The 21,713-nt window shown below is 68.1% G+C and carries 18 protein-coding genes; 8 read left to right on the top strand and 10 right to left on the bottom strand.

Annotated elements, in window-relative coordinates; translation table 11 throughout:
• Nucleotides 1-12 precede the first annotated feature (12 nt).
• From V5F84_RS06810 to V5F84_RS06820, 3 genes are all read left to right on the top strand, one after another.
• Nucleotides 13-1,959 (top strand): acyltransferase family protein, encoded by a 1,947-nt coding sequence (locus V5F84_RS06810; protein ID WP_394042178.1) that lies wholly within the window; start codon nucleotides 13-15, stop codon nucleotides 1,957-1,959.
• Nucleotides 1,960-2,090: 131 nt separating this feature from the next.
• Nucleotides 2,091-2,339 carry a DUF6968 family protein gene (locus V5F84_RS06815; RefSeq protein ID WP_509277172.1) on the top strand — a complete coding sequence of 83 codons (249 nt, stop codon included), beginning with the start codon at nucleotides 2,091-2,093 and terminating at the stop codon, nucleotides 2,337-2,339.
• Between the two features lie 102 nt (nucleotides 2,340-2,441).
• Entirely contained in the window at nucleotides 2,442-2,771 is a 330-nt protein-coding gene (locus V5F84_RS06820; RefSeq protein ID WP_394042446.1) for a DUF6968 family protein, read from the top strand.
• A 37-nt stretch (nucleotides 2,772-2,808) separates the two neighbouring features.
• On the opposite strand, the gene V5F84_RS06825 is transcribed toward V5F84_RS06820, so the two are convergent.
• From V5F84_RS06825 to V5F84_RS06840, 4 genes are all read right to left on the bottom strand, one after another.
• Nucleotides 2,809-4,875: a hypothetical protein gene (locus V5F84_RS06825; RefSeq protein ID WP_394042176.1), complete on the bottom strand. Its 2,067-nt coding sequence runs from the start codon at nucleotides 4,873-4,875 to the stop codon at nucleotides 2,809-2,811.
• Nucleotides 4,876-5,059: 184 nt separating this feature from the next.
• Complete coding sequence (locus V5F84_RS06830) at nucleotides 5,060-7,936, bottom strand: DUF4159 domain-containing protein (RefSeq protein WP_394042175.1); 2,877 nt, start codon at nucleotides 7,934-7,936, stop codon at nucleotides 5,060-5,062.
• Nucleotides 7,933-8,862, bottom strand: a complete 930-nt coding sequence (locus V5F84_RS06835; protein ID WP_394042173.1) for a DUF58 domain-containing protein — start codon at nucleotides 8,860-8,862, stop codon at nucleotides 7,933-7,935. Before V5F84_RS06835 ends, V5F84_RS06830 begins: the two co-directional genes overlap by 4 nt.
• Before the next feature lie 10 nt (nucleotides 8,863-8,872).
• A complete protein-coding gene (locus tag V5F84_RS06840) occupies nucleotides 8,873-9,874 on the bottom strand; it encodes an AAA family ATPase (protein WP_394042172.1) in 1,002 nt (333 codons plus the stop codon).
• Nucleotides 9,875-10,089: 215 nt separating this feature from the next.
• Between V5F84_RS06840 and V5F84_RS06845 the strand changes: the two genes are divergently transcribed.
• The 4 genes from V5F84_RS06845 to V5F84_RS06860 are packed head-to-tail and all read left to right on the top strand — an operon-like array spanning nucleotide 10,090 to nucleotide 12,843.
• A complete protein-coding gene (locus tag V5F84_RS06845) occupies nucleotides 10,090-10,713 on the top strand; it encodes a DUF1285 domain-containing protein (protein WP_394042171.1) in 624 nt (207 codons plus the stop codon).
• Nucleotides 10,710-11,369 carry a CoA pyrophosphatase gene (locus V5F84_RS06850; RefSeq protein WP_394042170.1) on the top strand — a complete coding sequence of 220 codons (660 nt, stop codon included), beginning with the start codon at nucleotides 10,710-10,712 and terminating at the stop codon, nucleotides 11,367-11,369. The genes V5F84_RS06845 and V5F84_RS06850 overlap by 4 nt, the downstream gene beginning before the upstream one ends.
• Complete coding sequence (locus tag V5F84_RS06855) at nucleotides 11,369-11,629, top strand: DUF6111 family protein (RefSeq protein WP_394042168.1); 261 nt, start codon at nucleotides 11,369-11,371, stop codon at nucleotides 11,627-11,629. The genes V5F84_RS06850 and V5F84_RS06855 overlap by 1 nt, the downstream gene beginning before the upstream one ends.
• On the top strand, nucleotides 11,626-12,843 hold the full coding sequence (locus V5F84_RS06860; RefSeq protein ID WP_394042167.1) for a CCA tRNA nucleotidyltransferase: 1,218 nt from the start codon (nucleotides 11,626-11,628) through the stop codon (nucleotides 12,841-12,843). Before V5F84_RS06855 ends, V5F84_RS06860 begins: the two co-directional genes overlap by 4 nt.
• A 100-nt stretch (nucleotides 12,844-12,943) precedes the next feature.
• Here V5F84_RS06860 and V5F84_RS06865 read toward each other — a convergent pair whose 3' ends face one another.
• Entirely contained in the window at nucleotides 12,944-13,156 is a 213-nt protein-coding gene (locus tag V5F84_RS06865; protein ID WP_394042166.1) for a DUF2158 domain-containing protein, read from the bottom strand.
• A gap of 90 nt (nucleotides 13,157-13,246) precedes the next feature.
• On the bottom strand, nucleotides 13,247-14,131 hold the full coding sequence (hemF, locus tag V5F84_RS06870; RefSeq protein ID WP_394042165.1) for an oxygen-dependent coproporphyrinogen oxidase: 885 nt from the start codon (nucleotides 14,129-14,131) through the stop codon (nucleotides 13,247-13,249).
• 141 nt (nucleotides 14,132-14,272) lie between these two features.
• On the opposite strand from hemF, the gene V5F84_RS06875 reads away from it, so the two are divergent.
• Nucleotides 14,273-15,514 carry a hypothetical protein gene (locus V5F84_RS06875; protein ID WP_394042164.1) on the top strand — a complete coding sequence of 414 codons (1,242 nt, stop codon included), beginning with the start codon at nucleotides 14,273-14,275 and terminating at the stop codon, nucleotides 15,512-15,514.
• Here the strand turns inward: V5F84_RS06875 and V5F84_RS06880 are convergent.
• The 4 genes from V5F84_RS06880 to V5F84_RS06895 form a co-directional block, all read right to left on the bottom strand.
• A complete protein-coding gene (locus V5F84_RS06880) occupies nucleotides 15,417-16,364 on the bottom strand; it encodes a LysR family transcriptional regulator (protein ID WP_394042163.1) in 948 nt (315 codons plus the stop codon). The genes V5F84_RS06875 and V5F84_RS06880 overlap by 98 nt on opposite strands.
• A 67-nt stretch (nucleotides 16,365-16,431) precedes the next feature.
• The gene (locus tag V5F84_RS06885) at nucleotides 16,432-18,033 is read right to left on the bottom strand and encodes a GMC family oxidoreductase (RefSeq protein ID WP_394042161.1); all 1,602 of its coding nucleotides are present in this window, start codon (nucleotides 18,031-18,033) and stop codon (nucleotides 16,432-16,434) included.
• A 45-nt stretch (nucleotides 18,034-18,078) separates the two neighbouring features.
• Complete coding sequence (locus V5F84_RS06890) at nucleotides 18,079-19,488, bottom strand: FAD-binding oxidoreductase (RefSeq protein WP_394042160.1); 1,410 nt, start codon at nucleotides 19,486-19,488, stop codon at nucleotides 18,079-18,081.
• Entirely contained in the window at nucleotides 19,485-21,692 is a 2,208-nt protein-coding gene (locus V5F84_RS06895; RefSeq protein ID WP_394042159.1) for an alpha-ketoacid dehydrogenase subunit alpha/beta, read from the bottom strand. The genes V5F84_RS06890 and V5F84_RS06895 overlap by 4 nt, the downstream gene beginning before the upstream one ends.
• Nucleotides 21,693-21,713: the final 21 nt, after the last annotated feature.

Genomic DNA, 21,713 nt, shown 5'->3' on the forward strand with positions numbered 1-21,713 from the left:
TTTAGCATACGCATGCAGTACAGAGCAGACATCAGCGGCCTGCGCGCGCTCGCAGTGGTGCCGGTGGTCCTCTATCACGCGCACGCCGCCCTGGTGCCGGGCGGCTTTGTCGGCGTAGACGTCTTTTTCGTCATCTCCGGTTATCTGATCACATCGATCATTGCGGCGGATCTCGAGAGGGACCGCTTCAGTTTCATCACCTTCTATGATCGACGGGTTCGGCGCATCGTGCCCGCATACGCGCTCGTGGCTCTGGTCACGACACTTGCGGCTGTCGCGACCCTGCCGCCAGCAATGCTTGTCGCTTTTGGGCAGTCGTTGGAATATGCATCGGTCTTCATGGCCAACCGCTATTTCGTGGCGGTCTCTGGCTATTTCACGCCGGGTGCGGAAGAGCAGTTCTTTCTGCACATGTGGTCGTTGGCTGTGGAGGAGCAGTTCTATCTGTTCTTCCCACTGGCCCTGATCGTCTTCTCACATCCCCGCTTGAAACGCTTTCGCGGTCTTTTCATCTGGGGGATTCTGCTGGCCTCGCTCTATCAAGCGACCAAGAACACCTTCGTTCGGCCGAATAGCGCCTTCTTCAATTTCACCTCTCGGGCCTGGGAGCTCTTGCTGGGTTCCGTGCTGGCTTTGAGGCTTGTGCCGCCGGTGCGGGGGCGTTTGGTGCCCGAGGTGATGGCGGGGGTCGGACTGGCGATGATCGTCGCCGCCATGGCGCTGTTCGATCACAATACCTTGTTCCCCGGCCTCTCCGCGCTGCTCCCGACAGGCGGCGCGCTCTTGGTGATCTGGGCAGGGGAGCACGGCCGAACGACACGGATCGGGCGGTTTCTGGCGTTGCGACCGATTGCCGGCGTCGGGCTTATCTCCTATTCGCTTTATCTTTGGCACTGGCCGATCTTCGGCTTCTTTAAGTTTCACACCGGTAACGATCCAGGGAGGGTGTCCGGCGTCCTTCTTGTGGGCGCGGCTGTTGGCGTGTCCTTCCTCTCTTGGCGATATGTGGAGAGCCGGTTCCGCCGCCGTGGCCCCGCCGGGCGCCGTTCGGAATGGGCCAGCATTGGCGCGGGGCTGCTCGCGCTGGCCTGCCTGGCGGGTGCGGGATTTGGGCTGGCGGCTTCGGGCGGATTGCCCGGCCGCGCAAGCCCGGCGTTCCTCAAGGCGCAGGCCGCGTTGGACGACATGTGGCGCGGCACCCGAACCTGCCTTCAAGGGGCGGGGCTCGCGCCGCCGGGCGTCCAATGCCGATTCGGCGACCTAGCGCCCGACGCACCCCTGATCGCCCTATGGGGGGATTCGTTTGCCAATCACCATGCGCCTGCGCTCGATGCCATCGCTCGCGACAGCGGCTACGGCTTGCTTCAGGTGACCAAGGCGAGCGCTTTCCAGCGGGGGGAGGGGGGCAATCGGTTTGCCGCGCGTGAAGCGGCGGATCGGGCAGCCTTTCGCACCCAAAGCATGGCGGCGCTGGTCGCGGATCCACGGGTGCGGGTTGTCGTGATCGCCGGCAATTGGGCGAATGACGAAACTCTGCCGGCGTCCATCGCCTCCGTGAAGGACGCCGTGCTGCAACTGACCACCGCCGGCAAACGGGTGATATTGGTGGGGCCGCCGGCAGGCTTCGCCCGGGAGGCGGGAGCGCGCTGCGTCATACGCAAACGCTTCCTGGGCCTGGACGAAGGCAGTTGCAACGCCGAGTCCGTCCAAGTCGCCGAGGCTGCGGCGCCCGTAGAGGCGGGCTTGAGGGGAATCGCGGAGGAGACCAAAGGCGTCGAACTGGTGCTGCCGCGACCCGCGTTCTGCGACGCGTGCGTTTGTCGCCCGACCCTGCCAAATGGCGACCTCGGGTATGTCGACACGGGTCATCTCAATGTCGCCGGTTCCATTCATCTGCTGCCAATGCTCCGGGCGGCGGTGGAGCGGGCAGTGCAAACGGAGACGAAGCCGCAGCCTTGAGGGGCGTCTCAATGAGACATTTTTCATTGCACTATGGTCGCAGTTTTATCCTGCCATATACACGCTTCGGAAAGATACGCGGCGTGCTTATCCCGGAGGCCCATTCCTCCGCTGAGCTATTGAGGTGGGACATGTTTATTGATCGCATATTGCAATTGAAAATGCCGGGGGACACGTTCGAAATTTCGATCAGGGTCTTTTTCCCGGAAGGAGCCGATAATAAGTGGAGATGTCGCTATGAAATCGACTGGCCGGAGGGCAGGCAAGCGATTTCGGCCACAGGCACCGATGGTGTTCAGGCGCTTTCCAATGCCTTATGCATGATTGGCGCTGATCTTTATACAAGCAGCTACCATAAAGAGGGTCAAATTCAGTATTGAGGGGATTGGAAGGGTTACGGATTTCCCGTGCCCGCCGTCATCCGTGACCTGCTTGTCGGAGATGACGCGACGTATTTCTGACGAACAAAATAAGGCTTGAACATGATCGCAGAGCGGAAGCTGAAGTTGCGCACCCCGGATGGAGTTGTTGACGTTCCCGTTCGCATTTTTGCGCCGCGGGGGACGAACGGCGCGTGGCTGTGCCGTTATGAAATTGGCTGGCCGGGGGAACTCCAGGTCAAGCAAGCCGGCGGCGCCGACTCGGTACAAGCTCTTTTAATCGCGCTGCAGATGATCGCGGCAGACATCTACACCAGCAGCTATCATGAGAGTGGCGCTCTCAGTTTGCTTGCCGATCGCGAAGGATATGGGTTCCCCGTCGTGCCTTCGATGCGCAATATACTGGTCGGCGACGACATTCTTTATACTTAGAGAAATGTCCAAACGACGGTGAGGGCAAACTCCTCTCTCACCGCCCCTCCCGCACCCACATCGCGGCGATGAATCCGAGCATCAGCAGGAGGCCGGAGAGCCCCGCGAACAGCGGGAACAGGCCGATGCCGCGCACCACCGAGACGTCGCGGGTGCGAAGCCCCATCCAGTCCTCGCCGGCGAGGCGCTCCCCGGTGCTCAAGGTGACGACGCGCGGCACGCCGCCATTGAGATCGGCGAGGCGCCAGATGCCGCCGCCGGTGGCGGAGGAGATCGGCGCCAGGACCTCGCGGGTCGAGGTGACCTCGGCGAATTCCTTCGGGTTCAGCGGGCCGATGTTCACCAATGCGTTCAGGGTGCCGTTGGCGGCGCGCCACAGGCCCAATTGATCGGCAGGGGTCGTCGCACGCCACAGGCCGGGCTCGACCTGGGAGAGGGTGAGCGTGCGCGCGGCGCCCGAGGGCGGGGTGATCACGGCCGGCGGCACGCTGTCGCCCATGGTCTGGCGCTCCACCACCAGGTCGCGGCCGGAGGTGGAGAGCTTCAGGCGCTCCTCCTCAAGGTCCGGCTCCTTCATCAGCCAGTGGGAGAGGCGCCGCAGCAGGTCGATATAAGGGCCGCCGCCCTCATAGCCGCGCGCCCACAGCCAGATATGGTCGGAGAGCAGCAGCGCCACGCGCCCTTCGCCCACCCGGTCGAGGATCAGCACCGGCTTGTCGCCGGGCGCCCCCAGCACCGCCGTGCCCGACCGCACGCTGGAATCGATCACGCGGAAGAAACGGCTCCATTGCGGCGGCTCGGTCTGCGAGCCGGGCAAAGCCCGCGTCACCGGATGGCGCTTGCCCGGCTCGGTGAGCGCGGCGCGGAACGGCGCTTCCGTGGTGTTGCCGGTGGGAATGCCGGGCAGGATGGCTTCCAGCGGCGTGTTGTAGAGCGAGCCGGGATCCACATAGTCGGTGCCCGCCGCCACCAGCACCGCGCCGCCGCCGCGCACATAGCGCACGATATTGTCGAAATAGATCTGCGGCAGCACGCCCTGCTGGGAATAGCGGTCGAAGATGATCAGGTCGAAGTCGCGGATCTTGGTCTGGAACAGTTCGCGCGTCGGAAAGGCGATCAGCGAGAGTTCGTTGATGGGCGTGCCGTCCTGCTTCTCCGGCGGGCGCAGGATGGTGAAGTGGACGAGGTCCACATTGGCGTCGCTCTTCAGCAGGTTGCGCCAGGTGCGCTCGCCCACGTTCGGCTCGCCGGAAACCAGCAGCACCCGCAGCTTGTCGCGCACGCCGTCGATGGAAATGGCAGTGCGGTTGTTCACCTGCGTCAGTTCGTCGGGAAGCGGGGGAACCTCGATCTCGATGATGTTCGCCCCGGCATGGGTGATTTCCACTTCCATGCTGGCGGTGCGGCCGGCGGTGACGATGGGCATGCCGATCACCTCCCCGTCGCGCCGCACGGTGGCCGGAACGCGGGCGCCGGCGGGCGCGCCTTCGTCGGTGACGCGGAAGGTGATGGTCTGCTTCTGCCCGACGATGCCGAAGCGCGGCGCCTTGTCGAACGCCACGCGCCGGTCCCGTTCGCCGGCCTTACCGGTGATCAGCGCATGCACGGGGGCGGAAAAGCCCAGCGCGGCGACATCCGCCGGCACGTCGTGGACGCGTCCGTCGGTGATGAGGACGGCGCCGGCGACGCGCTCGGGCGGCACGTCCGCGAGGCCCGCCGAAAGGGCGGAGAACAGGCGCGTGCCGTCAGTCTCGCCGTTGCGGGCATCGGCCTCGATGGTGCGGACTTCCAGATTGGGGATGCGGGCGAGGCGCTCGGCGAGCGCGGCGCGGGCGGCTTCGGTCTGGGCGTTGCGGTCGCCGAAATCCTGGCTGGCGCTCCTGTCCACCACCATGGCGACCACGGAGGAGAGCGGCTCGCGCTCCTCGCGCGTCAGGGAAGGGTTGGCGAGCGCGAGCAGCCCCACCAGCAACGCGAGCGCACGGAACGCCGCGCCGCGCGTGCGCGAGGCGAGCAGCAGCCCCGCGAGCACCACCGCCGCCACCGCGAGGGCAAGCAGGATCGGCAGCGACACGAACGGTTCGAAGGCGAGGCCGTAGCTCATGCGGCGTCCTTAAGGTGGCGGGCGCGGTAGGCTCCCTCCCCCGCAAGCGGGGGAGGGCTGGGGAGGGGGCAGATGCAGCCTCTCCTCTTTCCCAGCCTTCTCCGGCCTGTGGTCGGCCCCCGCCCTAACCCTCCCCCGCAAGCGGGAGAGGGGATGGCATCGCGCGCAACGGAAAGGAGCGCGCTCATTGGCCGAGCCGCTCCAGCAGGGCCGGCACGTGCACCTGGTCGGCCTTGTAGTTTCCGGTCAGCACATACATGGCGATATTGGCGCCGGTGCGGAAGGCGAACTCGCGCTGGCGCGGCTCGCCGGGGGTGAGCGGCAGCAGCGGATCGCCGTCCGGCCCCACGGCCCAGGCGCCGGCGAGATCGTTGGAGGTGATGATGACGGGGGACACCCCATCGCCCGCCCGCGCTGGGCGGTCCTCGCCCTCCTGCGCGGCCGGCAGCGCCTCGACCCAGGTGGTGCCCCCGGCGAAGCGGCCGGGGAAATCCTTCAGCAGGTAGAAGGCCTTCGTGAGCACATGATCCCGCGGCACCGGCTCCAGCTCGGGAATGTCGAGGCCGGAGAGCAATTCGCGCAGGCGCGCGGCGGCGGGGGAGAGGGGCGCGCCCGGCCCCTGCGGGCTTTCCAGCGCGTCGCGGGTGTCGAAGATCACCGTGCCGCCCTGCTTCATATAGGCATCCACGCGCGCCAGCACGGCGGCGGGGGGCACCGGAGCATTGGCGCGCACCGGCCAATACAGCAGGGGGAAGAAGGCCAGCTCGTCCTTGGCGATGTCCACGCCCATGGTCGGTCCGGCCTGGAGCGCGGTGCGCTGGCTGAGGAAATTGGTGAGCCCGTCGAGCCCGGCGCGGCTGATTTCGTCGGTTTCCGCGTCGCCCGTCAGCACATAGGCGAGGCGCGTCTGGGACGTCGCCTTCAGGGCGAAATCCTCGTCGGCGGCGAATGCGGGGCCGGGCTGGGCGACCAGGGTGAGGCCGCCGAATGCGGCGAGGAACGCGAGCAGCGCCGCCGTTCCCGCCTTCGCGGAGGTCTTGCCCGCGCCCAAGCCGGTGCCCGCGCCCTTGCGGGGGCCGAGACGGCTGAGGCCGCGGCCGAGCAGCAGCACGGCCAGCGCATCGAGCAGCAGCAGCACCATCGCGGCGATCAGGATCGGCCCGCGCAGGTCGCGCGGCGCGGTTTCCCGCAAGGGTTCGACCGGCGCGCCGAGGGCGGAGAGGTCCAGCGGCGCGAGGCGGTCGGCCGGCAGCAGGGCGTTGACGGCGATCAGCCCATCCGGCGGGCCGTAGAATCCCGGCGGATGCTCGGCGGAGGCGCGGCCGGAGAAAGTCGCGGGAATGGGCCGGGCCGTCGCGCCGGGGGGATGGAAGGTGCCGAAGCCGTCCAGCACCCGGCTGGGCGGCACCACGGTCGGCGCCGGCGCGGCACCCGCGAGGCCGACCGGCACCCCTGCCGCCGCCGGCTCGGCGGCCAGGGCGCTGGTGTCGGCGAGTGCGAGCACGCGGCGCAGCATCTCCACGAAGGTGCCGGAGAGGGGAAGATTGGACCAGGAGGTATCCGCGGTGACGTGGAACAGCACGATTTCTCCCTTGCCCCATCGGGCGCCGGTGACGAGGGGCGTCCCGTCCTTCAGCGCCGCCCAGGTGCGCTCGCCGAGCGCGCCGTCCGGCTCGGCCAGAACCTGGCGCGTCACCACCACGTCGCCGGGCAAGGCGAGGTCGCGGAACGGCCCGTCGGGGCTGAGCGCACCCAGCGCCTGCGGCGTCTCCCAGGAGAGCGAGCCGCCGAGCACCCGCCCGCCGCGCCGCAGATGGACCGGCAGGAGATCGTCCTGGGCATTGGCGAGCCGGGGGCCGGCGAAGCGCACCAGAACGCCGCCGTCCTCCACGAAACGGGCCAGCCGCGTGCGGGTGGCGGGCGGGATCGTGCCCACATCGGTCAGCACGATCACCGGCAGGCGCTGGTCCAGGAAGCGGTTGATCGCCTCCGCCGGGGCGCCGCTGTCGGCGAGGCGTACATCGGCGAACGGGCCGAGCGCGCGGGAGAGGTAATAGGTGGGCGCCAGGAGCGGCTGGCTGGTGTCGGTGCTCGCGCCGGAAACCACGCCCACGGTGCGGCGGCGCCAGCGCTTGTCGAGCAATTGCACCGCGCCCGCCGAATGCTGGCCGACGATTTCCAGGCGCGCGATATCGTTGCGCATCTCCACCGGGAGTTCGAATCGCGCCTCGGTCTCCGTGGCGTCGGGCGCGAAGGCGAAATTCGCCTCGCCGAGACTGAGGCCCTTGAGGTCGCGCGCCTCCACCCGCCCCGCACGCCCGGCGCCGACGCTCGCGCGCAGCACCTTGACGGTGAGGGCGCCGGCGGCGTTTTCCGTCGCGGCCAGGGCGAGCGGGGCGTCCACCCCGCCCGAGATCACCAGCGGCGGATGCGCCGGCTTCAGCGCCGCGAGATCGGCCGCAAGGTTTTCGTCGGCCTTCAGGTCCACGCCGTCGCTGATGAAGATCAGCCCCGCGTCGGGTTCGGCGGCCAGGTGCCGCCCGGCGAGGGCCAGCGCTTCCTTGCGCGGCGGGGCATAGGGCACCGGCTCCAGCGAACGCAGCTTGTCGCGCGCCTGTCCCGGGCGCAGCAGGGTCACGTCCTTGGGCACGTCGGCGGTGGGGATGAGCGCGACCCCGCGCCCCCCGCTTTCCGCCTCGTCGATGAAGCCGGCGGCGGCGGCCTTGCGCGCCTCCCAGCTTGCGGCGGCGGGCCAGCCCTGGTCGAGCAGCAACACCATGGGGCCGCTGGCCGACGGGGTTGTGGCGGGCGGGTTCCAGATCGGGCCGGCGGCGGCGAAGATCACCAGCGCCGCCAGCAGCAGGCGCAGCACGGTGAGCCACCAGGGCGTGCGCGCCGGCGTCTCTTCCTTCGGCTTGATGTCGAGCAGCAGGCGAATGGGCGGAAAGACGATTTCGCGCGGCTTCGGCGGCACGACGCGCAAGACGAACCACAGCAGCGGCAGCGCCAGGAACGCGGTGAGGATCAGCGGCGCGGAGAAGGCGAGGGGAAGCCCCATCATGGCGCGGGGCTCCTTGCGCTGTCGGTCTTCGAGGCGGCGGCGCCGAGGATTTCCCCGCTGCCCATGCGCGAATGCAGGGTCAGCAGGATCTCGCTCGCCGGGCGATCGGTGCGGTGGACGGCGAAGGCCCAGCCCATGCCTTCCGCCGCCGCGCGGATGGCGGCGCGATGGGCGGCAAGGCGGGTCTCATAATCGGCGCGCCAGGTTTCCGCGCGGCCGACCGTGAGCGAGAGCGCCTCGTCCGGGCCGTGGAATTCCACCCGGCCGGAGAACGGGAAGGTCTCTTCCGCCGGGTCGACCACCTGCACCACATGGCCGTGCGCGCCGGTGCCCGCGAGCTCGCGGATCCGCGCCGTCACGGCCTCGGTGGGGCTCCAGAAATCGCCCAGCAGCACCAGTTCCGACAAAGGCGAAGGGTTGAACGCCGGCGGCAGGGCCGGCCGCTCGGGCGCGTGCAGCACCGCTTCCGCCATGCGCTCGACGATGCGGCGGTTGGCGGAGGGGCGCATCAGATTGGGCATGCCCACGCGCTCGCCACCCTTCACCAGCAGGTCGGCGAGGGCGAAGGCGAGGACCAGCGCGCGCTCGCGCTTGGGCGCCAGGCGGGGCGAGGCATAATCCATGGAGGGCGAGAGATTGGGCCAGATCCACACCGTGTGGGCGGCTTCCCATTCGCGCTCCCGCACGTACAAATGGTCGTCGCGCGCCGAGCGGCGCCAATCCACCCGCGCGGCCGGCTCTCCGTCCGCGAAGCGGCGATATTGCCAGAAATTCTCCCCCGTGCCGACGCGACGCCGTCCGTGCAAGCCATGCTGCACGCTGGAGGCGATGCGGCGGGCCTCCAGGACGAGACGCGGCATGGCGGCGGCCAGCGCGGCGGAATCCTGCGAGGCGCGGGCGACCGAGCGCTGGGTGGTGTCCTCCACGCGCCGCGCCTCAGCCGAGCCGGCCGGCGAGCCGGCGCACGATGCGCGGCACGGTTTCGCCTTCCGCCCGGGCGGAGAAGGTCAGCGCCATGCGGTGCTTCAGCACCGGTTCGGCGAGCGCGATCACGTCGTCCACCGAGGGGGCATAGCGCCCATCCAGCAGCGCGCGGGCACGCACCGCCAGCATCAGCGCCTGCGAGGCGCGCGGGCCGGGGCCCCAGGCGATCAGCTTCTGCTCCGGGCCTTCCGCATTGGGACGGGCCGAGCGCACCAGGGTGAGGATGGCTTCCACCACCGAATCGCCCACCGGCAGACGGCGCACGAGGCGCTGGGCGGTGAGCAGGTCTTCCACGCTCATGGCGGCGCGCGGCTTGGTTTCTTCCGCGCCAGTGGTGTCGAACAGGATGCGGCGTTCCGCATCGCGGTCGGGATAATCCACGTCGATTTCCATCAGGAAGCGGTCGAGCTGGGCTTCCGGCAAGGGATAGGTGCCTTCCTGCTCCAGCGGATTCTGGGTGGCCAGCACATGGAAGGGCTTGGGCAGGTCGTGCCGCTCGCCGGCGACGGTGACATGATATTCCTGCATCGCCTGCAGCAAGGCGGATTGGGTGCGCGGGCTGGCGCGGTTGATTTCGTCGGCCATGAGGAGCTGGGCGAAGATCGGCCCGCGGATGAAGCGGAACGCACGCTTGCCGCCGGCGCTTTCCTCCAGAACCTCGGCGCCGAGGATGTCGGAGGGCATCAGGTCCGGCGTGAACTGGACGCGGCGCGCATCGAGGCCGAGCACGGTGCCCATGGTTTCCACAAGCTTGGTCTTGGCGAGGCCCGGCACGCCCACAAGAAGCCCGTGTCCGCCGGCGAGGATGGTGATAAGCGCATGGTCGATCACGGCTTCCTGACCGAAGATCACCGAGGCGATGGCGGCGCGCGCGGTGCGCACGCTGGCCGCCGCGGCCTCCGCATTGCGGATGATCATCTGGTCCAGATCGAACGTCTCGCTAGCTGCCGACATCCACGCTTCTCCTTTGGCGGGGCATCTTCCCGCCCAAAGACGGCAAGACGAGGCCCGCAAATCCACCTTTCCCACGCTAAAGTTCGCGGAGGCCGGAACGACCAGCTTACGATATGTTCGCGCCGCGTCGAACCACAGCTTCGCATACGCACATATTCGCATGCTCAACTCATCGCGAGGAGCCCATGACAGACAGCCGCGATGCACCGCCCCAAATGCCATCCCAAGCGCCGGCGGAGATCGCCTCCGCGCCCGGCGAGTCGGGGCGGCTCGACGCTCTGATGGCGGCGGCGTCCGCTGCCGGCGGGCGGGGGCCGGCCCCGGTTGAGCTTTGGAATCCGCCCGATTGCGGCGAGATCGACATGCGCATCGCCGCCGACGGCACCTGGTTCTATGCCGGTACCCCGATCGGCCGGCCGGCCCTGGTGCGGCTGTTCGCCTCCGTGCTGACGCGGGAGGACGGGCGCTTCGTGCTGAAGACGCCGGCGGAAAAGGTCGGCCTGACGGTGGAGGATGCCCCGTTCCTGGCGGTGGATTTCGCGGAAGAACGGACGGAAGACGGGAAGGTTCTCGTGTTCCGCACCAATCTGGACGACCTCGTGCGCTGCGGCCCGGGGCATGATTTGCGCTTTGCCCCCGGCGAGGGGATTGGCGAAGTGCGTCCCTACCTCCATGTACGGCGCGGGCTCGAAGCGCGCCTCACCCGCGCCGCGTTCGTGGATCTGGTGGAGCACGGCGAGGTGCGGGAGGTCGAGGGCGTGCCCATGTTCGGCATCGCCTCCGGCGGCTGTTTCTATCCCATGATGGCGGCGGACGCGCTGGACCGGGCCTCGACATGACGGAGTTGCTGAAGACGCGCATGGATACGTTCGACGATTTCGCCGCCCGGGCGCGGACCCGGCTGCGGGCGGCGCCGCCGCCGCCCTTTTCGGCCGAAAGCGCGGCCGGCCTCAATGGGGACCATGCGCTTGCCTCCGATCCGGCCGCCGTGCTGCCGCAGCGCGCGCCGCGCCATGCCGCCGTTCTGGTGCCGATCGTGGCCCGCGCCGAGCCCACGGTGCTGCTGACCCTGCGCTCGCCGCACCTGTCCCACCATGCCGGGCAGATCGCCTTTCCCGGCGGCCGCGTGGACCCGGAGGACAAGGACGAGGTGGCGGCCGCGCTACGCGAGGCGAACGAGGAGGTGGGCATTGCCGCCCGCTTCATCGAGCCGCTGGGCTTTCTCGACGGCTATCTCTCCAGCACCGGCTTCTGGATCGCACCCGTGGTGGCGCGGCTCGATCCCGCTTATGGCATGACGCTGAACCCCGGCGAGGTGCAGGAGGCGTTCGAGGTGCCGCTCGCCTTCCTGATGACGCCGGCCAACCACCTGCGGCAATCCGGCGAGCGCAATGGCGTGCTGCGCCATTTCTATGCCATGCCCTATCGCGAGCGCTTCATCTGGGGCGCCACGGCGGGAATCCTGCGCAATCTCTACGACCGGGTCTATGGCTGATGCTGCGTTCCCTGCTCATCGAAGGCGGCCTGTTCCTCACGCCGTTCGTTCTCTATGCCCTGCTGCTGCTGGTGACGCGCGGCTCCATTCTGCCGGCGGAATGGTCGCCGCGCATGATGGGCGTGCTGTCGGTCATCGCCATCGCGCTGATGGCGCTCGGCCTGCTCGCGTTCGAGCACGGGCGCGGCGCGCCCCCGGGCACCCGCTATATTCCCGCCGAAGTGAAGGATGGGGTGCTGGTTCCGGGCCGCTTCGAATGAACGCGCCTTCGCTCGCCGATGCGCCCTGGTTCACGGCCGCCCCGCTGCGCCGGGTGCTCGGCGCGCTGGACGGGGCAGGCGAAGAGACGCGGATCGTCGGCGGGGCGGTGCGCAACGCGCTGCTGGGGCGGCCGGTGAGCGAAGTGGATCTCGCCACCACCGGCGTGCCGGAGGAGACCATGCGGCGCGCGCGCGCCGCCGGGCTGAAGGCGGTGCCCACCGGCCTTTCCCACGGCACGGTGACCGTGGTTGCCGACGGCACGCCGTTCGAGGTGACCACCTTGCGCGAGGACATCGAGACCGACGGGCGCCACGCGCTGGTGCGGTTCGGCCGCGACTGGCGGGCCGACGCCGCGCGGCGCGACTTCACCATGAACGCGCTTTATGCCGACGCGCAGGGGCGGGTGATCGATCTGGTGGACGGGCTCGCCGATCTGCGGGCGGGCCGGGTGCGATTCATCGGGGATGCGGAGACGCGCATTCGCGAAGACCATCTGCGCATCATGCGCCTGTTCCGTTTCCACGCCGCTTATGGCCGCGGGCCCATGGATGCGGCGGCACTCACCGCCGCCATCCGCCTGCGGGCCGGCATCCTGCGCCTGTCGCGCGAGCGGGTGGGAAGCGAATTGCTCAAGCTTCTGGTCGTCCAAGGCGCCGCGCCGACCGTGCGGCTGATGGGCGAAACCGGGTTCCTGCCGACGATCCTGGGCGGCGTGCCGGATCTTACTTCCTTCGAGCGCCTCGCGGCATTGGACGCGGACCTTGGCCTGCCGCCCGACGCCGTGCGCCGGCTCGGGGTTCTCGCCGTGCGCATCCTGGAAGATGCAGCGCGGCTGCGCGCGCGGCTGCGCCTGTCCAACGCGGCGTTCCAACGGCTCCAGGGCATGGCGGGGGCGTCGGGCGCGGCAATGGATGCGCGGCAGGCCCGCGCGGCGATCTACCGGCACGGACGCGCGGCGTTCGAGGATCGGCTTCTGGTGGGTGCGGCGCGCGGCGCCGGCGGGGTCGAGGCGGTGGCGGCGCTGCTGGATCTGGCCCGCGCCTGGGCGGTGCCGGCCGCGCCGTTCTCCGCCGCCGATCTCATCGCGAAGGGCTTCACGCCCGGCCCGGCGCTCGGCGCAGCGCTGGCGCGCATGGAAGAAGCCTGGATCGCCGCGGATTTTCCAACCGACGCGGGGCGCCTGCGCGCGCTTGCGGCGCTGGCGCAGCCCTGAAACGGCAAAGGCCCTTCCGGGGAAGGGCCTTCATGTTGAGCGTGCAGACGATCTAAACCGGCGCGAGCCGACCTGCCGGGCGAAGAGCGCGAGGCGAAGATCAGTCTTCCTCGTCTTCTTCTTCGTCTTCGTCGAGGTCGAATTCCTCAATCTCCAGCGCGTCGAGGGCGACGGCGGGAAGCTTCTGGGTCCGGAATTCGACCACTTCCTCGGCGAACCACAACACTTCGACGGTCTCGCCTTCCACGGCGATGACGGTCAAGGCCGGGCTGCCGGACTTGAGTTGAACGATTTCACCGGGCGCGAAGGCCATTGCAGCATCTCCTCAACAGATGCTTCCCGCCTAAACGCCTTCTATGACAGTGCCATCACACAGCCGGGGCGAAGCGGCGCAAAGCGCATTTTAGGGCCATTTTACCTCCGGCGGCATGGAGGAGAGGATGGAGGCGACATTGCCGCCCGTCTTGAGGCCGAAGATGGTGCCGCGATCATACAGCAGGTTGAATTCCACATAGCGCCCGCGCCGGACCAGCTGTTCCTCCCGGTCGTCCTTGGTCCAGGGCTTATCGAAATTGGCCCGCACAAGGCGCGGATAGATGTCCAGGAAGGCGCGGCCCACATCCTGGGTAAAGGCGAAGTCGGCGTTAAAATCGCTGCTGTCCAGCCAATCGTAGAAGATGCCGCCGATGCCGCGCGGCTCATTGCGGTGCTTGAGGAAGAAATATTCCTCGCACCACGCCTTCAGCCGGGCGTAGTCCGCGACCGCATGCGGCGCGCACGCGGCTTCCATCGCCGCATGGAAGGCGAGCGTATCGGGATCGTCCTGGGTACGGCGGCGGTCCAGCACTGGCGTGAGGTCCGCGCCGCCGCCGAACCAGCTCTTGGTGGTGACGACGAAGCGCGTGTTCATGTGCACGGCCGGCACATGGGGATTCCTCATGTGCGCGATCAGCGAGATGCCCGAGGCCCAGAAGCGCGGATCCTCCGCCGCGCCGGGGATCTGGGCGCGGAATTCGGGGGCGAATTCGCCGAACACGGTGGAGGTGTGCACGCCGACCTTCTCGAACAGGCGGCCGCGCATCATCGCCATGGTTCCGCCGCCGCCCGGCGCGCCGCTATGGTCGGTGCGATCCCATGGCGCACGCTCGAAGCGCGCGGCCGATCCGGCATAGAGGGCGGCGGGGGCCTCGTCCTCCAGCGTCTCGAAGGCGGCGATGATGCGGCCCTGCAAGTCCTCGAACCAGGCACGGGCGCGGGCTTTGCGGTCCTCGATATCGGATGGGAGCATGAATGATCCTTGCGCGGCGATGTCCCGTTCTGCGCCCGTGCGCGCGCAAGTTCAACGCGCCGCCCTCGGGCCGGGCCGCGCGGGAGCGATTTTGCCGCGTCGGCCCTTATGATATCTGCCTTGCGTGGAAGGCGGGCGACGATGCGACTATATCTGGGGCAGGCAGCGATGATGCGGTCGGTGCAGCGTGTCGACGTGGGCGATGTTTCCGTGTTTTTTGGGACAGCGTTTCTTTTTTTCGTAATTATGGTGTTCAGGGTCAATATATATTTGGTTCATCCCAGTTTCTGGGCCGAGGATTTGCCGATTTTCTGGTTTTCTGCTTATCGGAATTCGTTTTTCGACCCTTTACTCACTCCATATTCCGGCTATCTCAATTTCATTCCGCGGTTGATTGCCGCCCTGGCGGAACTTTTCCCCTATAAGGTCCATCCGGCCTTTTATGTTTACGCCAGCCTTCTGATGTCGGCATGGACGGCGGCCGTCCTTTCCGTGTCGTCGGGCGCGCGGGCGCAGGGGGTCGTCTTCGGAATGCTTCTGGCGTTGATGCCCCATTCCGGAGAGGTGTGGGCGACCCCGACCAATCTGCAATGGGTCATGGCGTGCGCCTTGCCGATGCTGGCGCTCGGACCCGTCCCGTCGTCCCGGTTCGTCAGGGGCAACCAACTCGCCTTTGTGCTTGCGACAGCGCTGACCGGTCCCTTCATGCTCGTGTCGGCGCCGCTCTGGGCTTGCCGCGCCGCTCACGCGTTTCGCACCCGCGACGGGTTCGGCGCGATTTTGGTTTTGATCGCCTTGTGTGGAGCCTTGGTTCAACTTTATTTCATCGCAACTCAGAACGTAATTGTCTCTCCTCATGGCGAGACTCATATTATCAGAACATCGGTGCAGATTTTACTACGCTGGGTTGAGCCGATTTCTCGTCAGATTGGCGTTTGGAGTTTTGTTTTTTTCGGTCTCATCATATGGGGATTATTTTATGGCCGTCAGAAGGGGCTTAGGACGGGATTAATTTTTATGATATTTGCTACATTTGCATCTGTCTTAATTAAATTCTTAAATACAAAGGACGCGTTCGTCTCTCTGAATGGGGATCGGTACTTTTATATACCGGCAGTGCTTACGGCTTTCAGCTTTGCGTCGCTGATATTCGACGATGTAAATCGTTGGGTGAAGGCCGTCGCCGTGATCCTCCTGTTGCGCATGCTGTTCCTAGCTGCGCAGATCCCTATTCTGCCCCGCGAGCCGGCCGATTTCGCCAGCAACTGGCGCGGCTACGCGCATCTCATCGGGCGGCAGGACGTCTTGGTAACGTTCCCGCCGCAATGGCAGTTTCTAATCGAGGCGAAACAGCCGGCGACTCCTGCGGCGGCCGTTCCGTGACCGCCGCCCATAAGGCTTCGACCGCCGCATTCTGGCGCGCGCGGGGGCGGAACAGGCGGATGTCCATGGCCACCTGATCCTCGGCACTGCCGGCGCGGGTGAGGCGCTCCGCGTCCAGATCGTCGGCGACGAGGCTGAGCGGAACCCAGGCGATGCCGCGTCCGTCCCGCGCCAGCGTCGCGAGCACGCCCGCCAGGTGGGAGGTGAAGGCGGGTTCCCCGCCGGCTTCGCGCGCGTGGCCGGAGGCGGCGAGGATGCGCCCCATGCCGGAGGTGGGAGCATAGGCGAGATAAGGCCCGCCCACCCGCACGCGCGCCGGCGTGCCCACCGGCACCAGCCGGTCTTCGCCGATGGTCGTGGAGAGAAACGCCGGCGCCTCCAGCCGCGTGCGTGCCGCCGGGTGGTGGTGGCACAAGAGCAGATGGGCCTTGCCTTCCACCATCAGGGTCTCGCAGGCGTCCATATGGTCGGCGGCGAGTTCGAACGTGGCGGGGGAAGAGAGCCGTGCTTCCAGATCGCGCAGCCAGGGCGGGAAAAAGGTGAGCGAGAGCACATGGGTCGCGGCGAAGCGGATGGTGGCGCCGCTTGCCTGGGCGGCGGCGAGCGCCTCGTGCCGGCCCTGGTGAAGGCGCCGCAGCGCCTCTTCCGCAACCGGGCGCAGGCGTTCGCCCGCCGCCGTCGGGCGCACCGAATGGGTGGTGCGCTCGATGAGCGGCACGCCGACCCAATCCTCCAGCGCGCGGATGCGCCGGCTGAAGGCCGACTGGCTGACCGCGCGCTTCTGCGCGGCCCGGGAAAAGCCGCCTTCGTCCAGCAGCGCCAGGAAGTCTTCGAGCCAGATCGTATCCATGCCGCACCGGGAAGGAATTGGCCCACCCTAGCGGATGTCGCGGCCCCGGCTCAATCCGTGCCGGGGCTCACCCCTTCGCGTCGGCCTTGATCAGATCGGCGGCCTTTTCCGCGATCATCATCACCGCCGCCTGGGTATTGGCCGAGACGATGGTGGGCATGATCGAGGCATCCACCACCCGCAGGCCGTCGAGCCCGTGCACCTTCAGGCGCGGATCCACCACGGCGGCGGGGCCGGTGCCCATCGCGCAGGTGCCGATGGGGTGATAGATGGTCTGTCCCGTGGTGCGGGCGAAATTGAGCCATTGCGCGTCGCTCTGCACGTCCGGGCCGGGGTTCATCTCATAGGCGCGATAGGGGTCCATGGCCGCCTGCGCGACGATGGCGCGGGCGATCTTCATGCCGCCCACCAGGCTGTCGCAATCCTCCTGCACCGCCAGGAAGTTCGGGCGGATGGAGGGCTGGGCGAACGGGTCCGCCGACTTCACGTGGATCGAGCCGATGGATTGCGGGCGCAATTGGGTGACGCCGATGGTCATGCCCGGCAGATGGTCCAGCGCCCGGTCGGCGGCGTTGGCATAGCTCGCGTGCATGAAGAAATACTGGATGTCGGGCGTCTCTAGCTCCGGCCGGGTCTTCACGAAGCCATGGGCAAGCCCGGTGCCGAGGGTGAGGATGCCCTTGCGGGTGAGGAAATATTGCGCCACCGCGCGGGCGAGCTTCAGGCCGCGCGTCTGCTCGTTGAGGGTAATGGGCAGCTTCACCCGCCAGTTCATGCGGGTGGCGAAATGGTCGCGATAATTATTGCCGACTCCGCTCAGCGCATGGAACACGGGCAGGCCGGCGGCTTTGAGCGTGTCGGGATGGCCGATGCCGGAAAGCTCCAGCAATTGCGGCGATTGCACCGCGCCGGCGGTGAGGAGGATTTCGCCGCGTGCCCGCGCCACCACGTCCTGTCCTGCGTGCCGATAGCGCACGCCGGTGGCCCGGCGGCCCTCGAAATCCAGCTTCAGCGCATGGGCGTGGGTGACCACCTTCAGGTTCGGCCGGCCGAGCGCGGGGCGCAGATAGGCGTCCACCACGGTCCAGCGGCGGCCGTCCTTCTGGTTGACCTGATAATAGCCGAAGCCTTCCTGGTCGGGGCCGTTATAGTCCGGGTTGCGGGAATAGCCGGCTTCCTCGGCGGCCGCGATGAAGGCTTCCGAAAGCACCGGCCGCTCGGCCACCCGCACGATGTTGAGCGGCCCCGAGGTGCCGCGCGAGGGGTCGGCGCCCGGCGCGACGAAGGTCTCCATCTTCTGGAAATAGGGCAGCACGTCGGCCGCGCTCCAGCCGGTGGCGCCGCGCTGGGCCCAGCCGTCGTAATCCTGCGGCTGGCCGCGCACGAAGATCATGCCGTTGATCAGCGTGGAGCCGCCGAGGCCCTTGCCGCGCGGCACCACGATCTCGCGGTTTCCGGTGTTCTCTTCCTTCTCGGTGGTGAAGCGCCAGTTGAACGCGGCGCCGCTCAGGAGCTTGGAGAAGCCGGCGGGGATGGGAATCCAGAAGCCGTTGTCCGGCCCTCCCGCCTCAAGCAGCAGCACGCTGCGCTTGGGATCTTCCGAGAGGCGCGCGGCGAGGATGCACCCGGCGGTGCCGCCTCCGACGATGATGTAGTCGAACGTTTCCATGCCATCCCCTTCGGGGTCTCTTCTTGGCGGCCGACCCGTCCGCGCTCAGGGCGCGCGGACGGGCAGGACCTTTCCGGGATTGAGCCGCTGGTGCGGATCGAGGGCGGCTTTGAGGGTCGCGCACAGCGCCGTCTCTTCCGCCGAGCGGCGGCGCAACAGCTCCTCCACCCGATACTGGCCGATGCCGTGCTCGGCCGAGATGGACCCGCCGAAGCTGGCGACCACGTCGTGCACGAGGCGGTTGATGGCGGCGCCGTCGTGGCTGGCGTCCACCAGCACGTTGTAGTGCAGGTTGCCGTCGCCCACATGGCCGAACACGTTCGCCCGCGCCCCCGGCGCCCCAGCTGCCAGCGCCGCGTCGGCGGCGTGGAGAAAGGCGGGAATGTCGGTGGTGGGCACGGAGACGTCGTGCTTCAGGCTCTTGCCCTCGCGCGCCTCGCCTTCCGAGATGTGCTCGCGCAGCGCCCAGAGCTGGGCCGCCTGGGCGCCGGATTCCGCCACCACCCCGTCGAGCGCGATTTCCTGTTCCAGGGCGGCGGAGAGCGCCGCTTCCGCCGCTTCGCGCAGTCCGGAAAGGCTCGCCCCCGCCTCAATGAGGACGAACCAGTCGCCGGCGGCGATCGGCGGCGTCAGCCCGGCATGGCGGCGCACCAGATCGAAGGATTGGGCGGAGATCAGCTCGAAGGCGGAGATGGAATCGCCCAGTTCGTCCTGGGCCAGCTCCAGCAGGTGCAGAGCGGCGGCCGGCGAGGGGACGCTCAGCAGCGCCGTCACCGTGTGCTTGGGGCGCGGGACGAGGCGCAGGATGGCAGCGGTGACGATGCCGAGCGTGCCCTCGCTGCCGATGAAGATCTGCTTCCAGTCGTAGCCGGCATTGTCCTTGCGCAGGCGCCGCATGCCGTTGACGATGGTGCCGTCGGCCAGCACCACTTCCAGGCCCAGCACCAGCGCGCGGGTCATGCCGTAGCGCAGCACGTTCACCCCGCCGGCATTGGTGGAGACGATGCCGCCGATGGTGGCGGAGCCTTCCGCCGCCAGACTCACCGGCAGCAGGCGCCCGGCCTCTGCGGCGGCGTCCTGCGCCACCTTGAGGATGCAGCCGGCCTCCGCCTCGATCGTCATGCCGATCGGGTCGAGCCCACGGATGGCGTTCATGCGGGTGAGGGAGAGCACCACCTGGGCTCCCGAGGCATCGGGCACCGCGCCGGCCGCAAGGCCGGTATTGCCGCCCTGGGGCACGAGCGCCGCCCCCGCCTCGGCGCAGGCGCGCACGATCTGGGAGACCTCGGCGGTGGAGGCCGGGCGGACCACGCACAGGGGTTTGCCGGGGAATTGCCGGCGCCAGTCGATGGCGTAGAGTTCCATGTCGGCTTCGCCGGTGATGAGCCCGGCGGGGCCGACGATCTGCGAAAGGCGCGTCAGCAGCGCGGCGTGGGTGTCGTTCGCGCCGCTCATGATGCGGCCTGCGCCAATGCGGTCGGGGAAAGCGGCGTGCCGCGCGCGGCCATGGCAAGCGCGAGCCCGTCCATCACTTCCGGCGTGCCGGCATAGGCGGCGCGCTCCAGCACCTTGGAGATGGTGGGCGAGGCTTCCTTGCCAGTGACGCGCTGGATCGGCTGGTCCAGCCAGTCCATGTAGCGGCGCTGGATCTCATCGGCGAGGAAGCTGCCATAGGAGGTGCCCACCGACCCCTGCTCGACGATCAGCACATTGTTGGTCTTGCGGATGCTCTCGCCGATCGTGTCCCAATCGAGCGAGGCCCGGTCGAGGGTGCGCAGGTCGATGATCTCGGCATCGACGCCGAGTTGCTCGACCGCCTCCTGGCTGCGCGCCACCATGGCCGAATAGGTGAGGATGGTCAGGTCGCTGCCTTCCCGCACCACGCGCGCCGTGCCGAGCGGGATGATGTAGTCGAGGTCCGCGGCCGGGATCGCGCCCATGGTCTGGTAGAGATCCACATGTTCGATGACGAGCACGGGGTCGTTGCAGGCCAGGGCCGCATTCATGAGGCCCACATAATCGAACGGGGTCGAGGGGGCGACGATGCGCCAGCCGGGCGAGGTGGCGAACACGCCCGCCGGGTCCAGCGAATGCTGGGAGCCGTAGCCGGTGCCCATGGCGATCTTGGTGCGCAGCACCAGCGGCACGTCCACGTCGGCGCCGAACATGTGGCGCGCCTTGCCGATCTGGTTGAACACCTGGTCGGCGGCGACCCACATGAAGTCGGGATACATGAATTCGATGATCGGCCGGTAACGTCCGTCCATGGCAAGCCCTCCTGCGAGGCCGGCGAATGCGCCCTCGCTGATGGGGGTGCCGAATACACGGCCGGGAAAGGCGGCGGCAAGGCCGCGGGTGGCGCCATTGGTTCCGCCCTTCAGGCGATGGATGTCCTCGCCCATGATCACCAGCTTTTCGTCGGTGTCGAAGCGGCGGTGAAGCACGTCGGCGATGGCGTCCACGAACTTGCGCTCGGTGGTGGGGCCGGCGAAGGTTGAAGCCTCTTCCGCGCGCTTGTCCTTCAGCTCGGAGAGGTCGCCGCGAATGCCGGTATCCACGAAGCCGACGTCGGGCCAGAGCGCGGCCTTTATCCGCCGCCGGTTACCGTCCGGCTCCACGAGCCGGGCGGCGACATCGCCCATCAGCGCCTTGCAGCGCTCGCGCAGCGACTCCAGATCACCCTGGCTCAGTTCGCCCCGCTTCACCAGCGCGCGGCCGGTGCGGTCGATGGGATCGCGGGCGCGCCAGGAGGCTTCCTCCTCCTTCGTGCGATAGCCGAAGGCCGAGCCGGGCAAGGGGCCGTTCTGGTGGAAATAGCGATAGACCTCGGCCTCGATCACCGCCGGGCCCTGGCCCGAGCGCATGACGGCAAGGGCCTCCTGGGTCGCGAGATGGACCGCCAGGGGGTCCATGCCGTCCACCCGCCAGGAGGGAATGCCGAAGCCGGGGCCGCGACCGGACAGGCGCGGGTCGCGCGTCGCCTCGGCCACGGTCGTCGCGACCGCATAGCCGTTGTTCTCGATGAAGAACAGCAGCGGCAGGTTCCAGGCGGCGGCCAGATTCATGGTTTCCAGCACCGCGCCAATGTTCACCGCGCCGTCGCCGAAATAGGTGATGGCCACATCGCCCGTGCCGGCGAGCTTGTGGGCCATGGCCGCGCCCGCCGCGAGCGGCACGCCGCCGCCGACGATGGCATTCGTGCCGATGGCGCCGGCTTCCCCCCAGCGCAGGTGCATGGAGCCTCCGCGTCCGTGGCCGAAGCCCGGCTCCAGCCCGAGGATCTCGGCCAGCGACTGGTAGAGCAGCGGCTCGGTGCCTTCCGGGAAATCCGCCTTCGGGTCGATGCCGGGGGCGATATAGGCGAGGGCTTTCGCGAGGAACTGGTGATGGCCGCGATGCGAGCCGTTCACCTGGTCGCCCGGCCGCAGACCGACGATGGAGCCGGCGGCGCCGCCTTCCTGGCCGACCGAGGAATGCGCCGGGCCGTGCACCAAGCCTTCGCCGGCCAGTTCCAGCACCGTTTCCTCGAAGGCGCGGATGAGGTTCATCTGGGTGAGGAGTTCGCCCAGAAGCTTGGGGTCTGTCTGCTGCCAGTCGGCTTCGGTGGTGCGCAGCTCGATCCAGGGCGCCGCGGCTTGCAGCTCGATGCGGTCCGGCATTGTCATTCTCCTCAAGACCGG

The organism is Roseixanthobacter liquoris, from assembly GCF_043195135.2.
Lineage (GTDB): Bacteria > Pseudomonadota > Alphaproteobacteria > Rhizobiales > Xanthobacteraceae > NCEH01.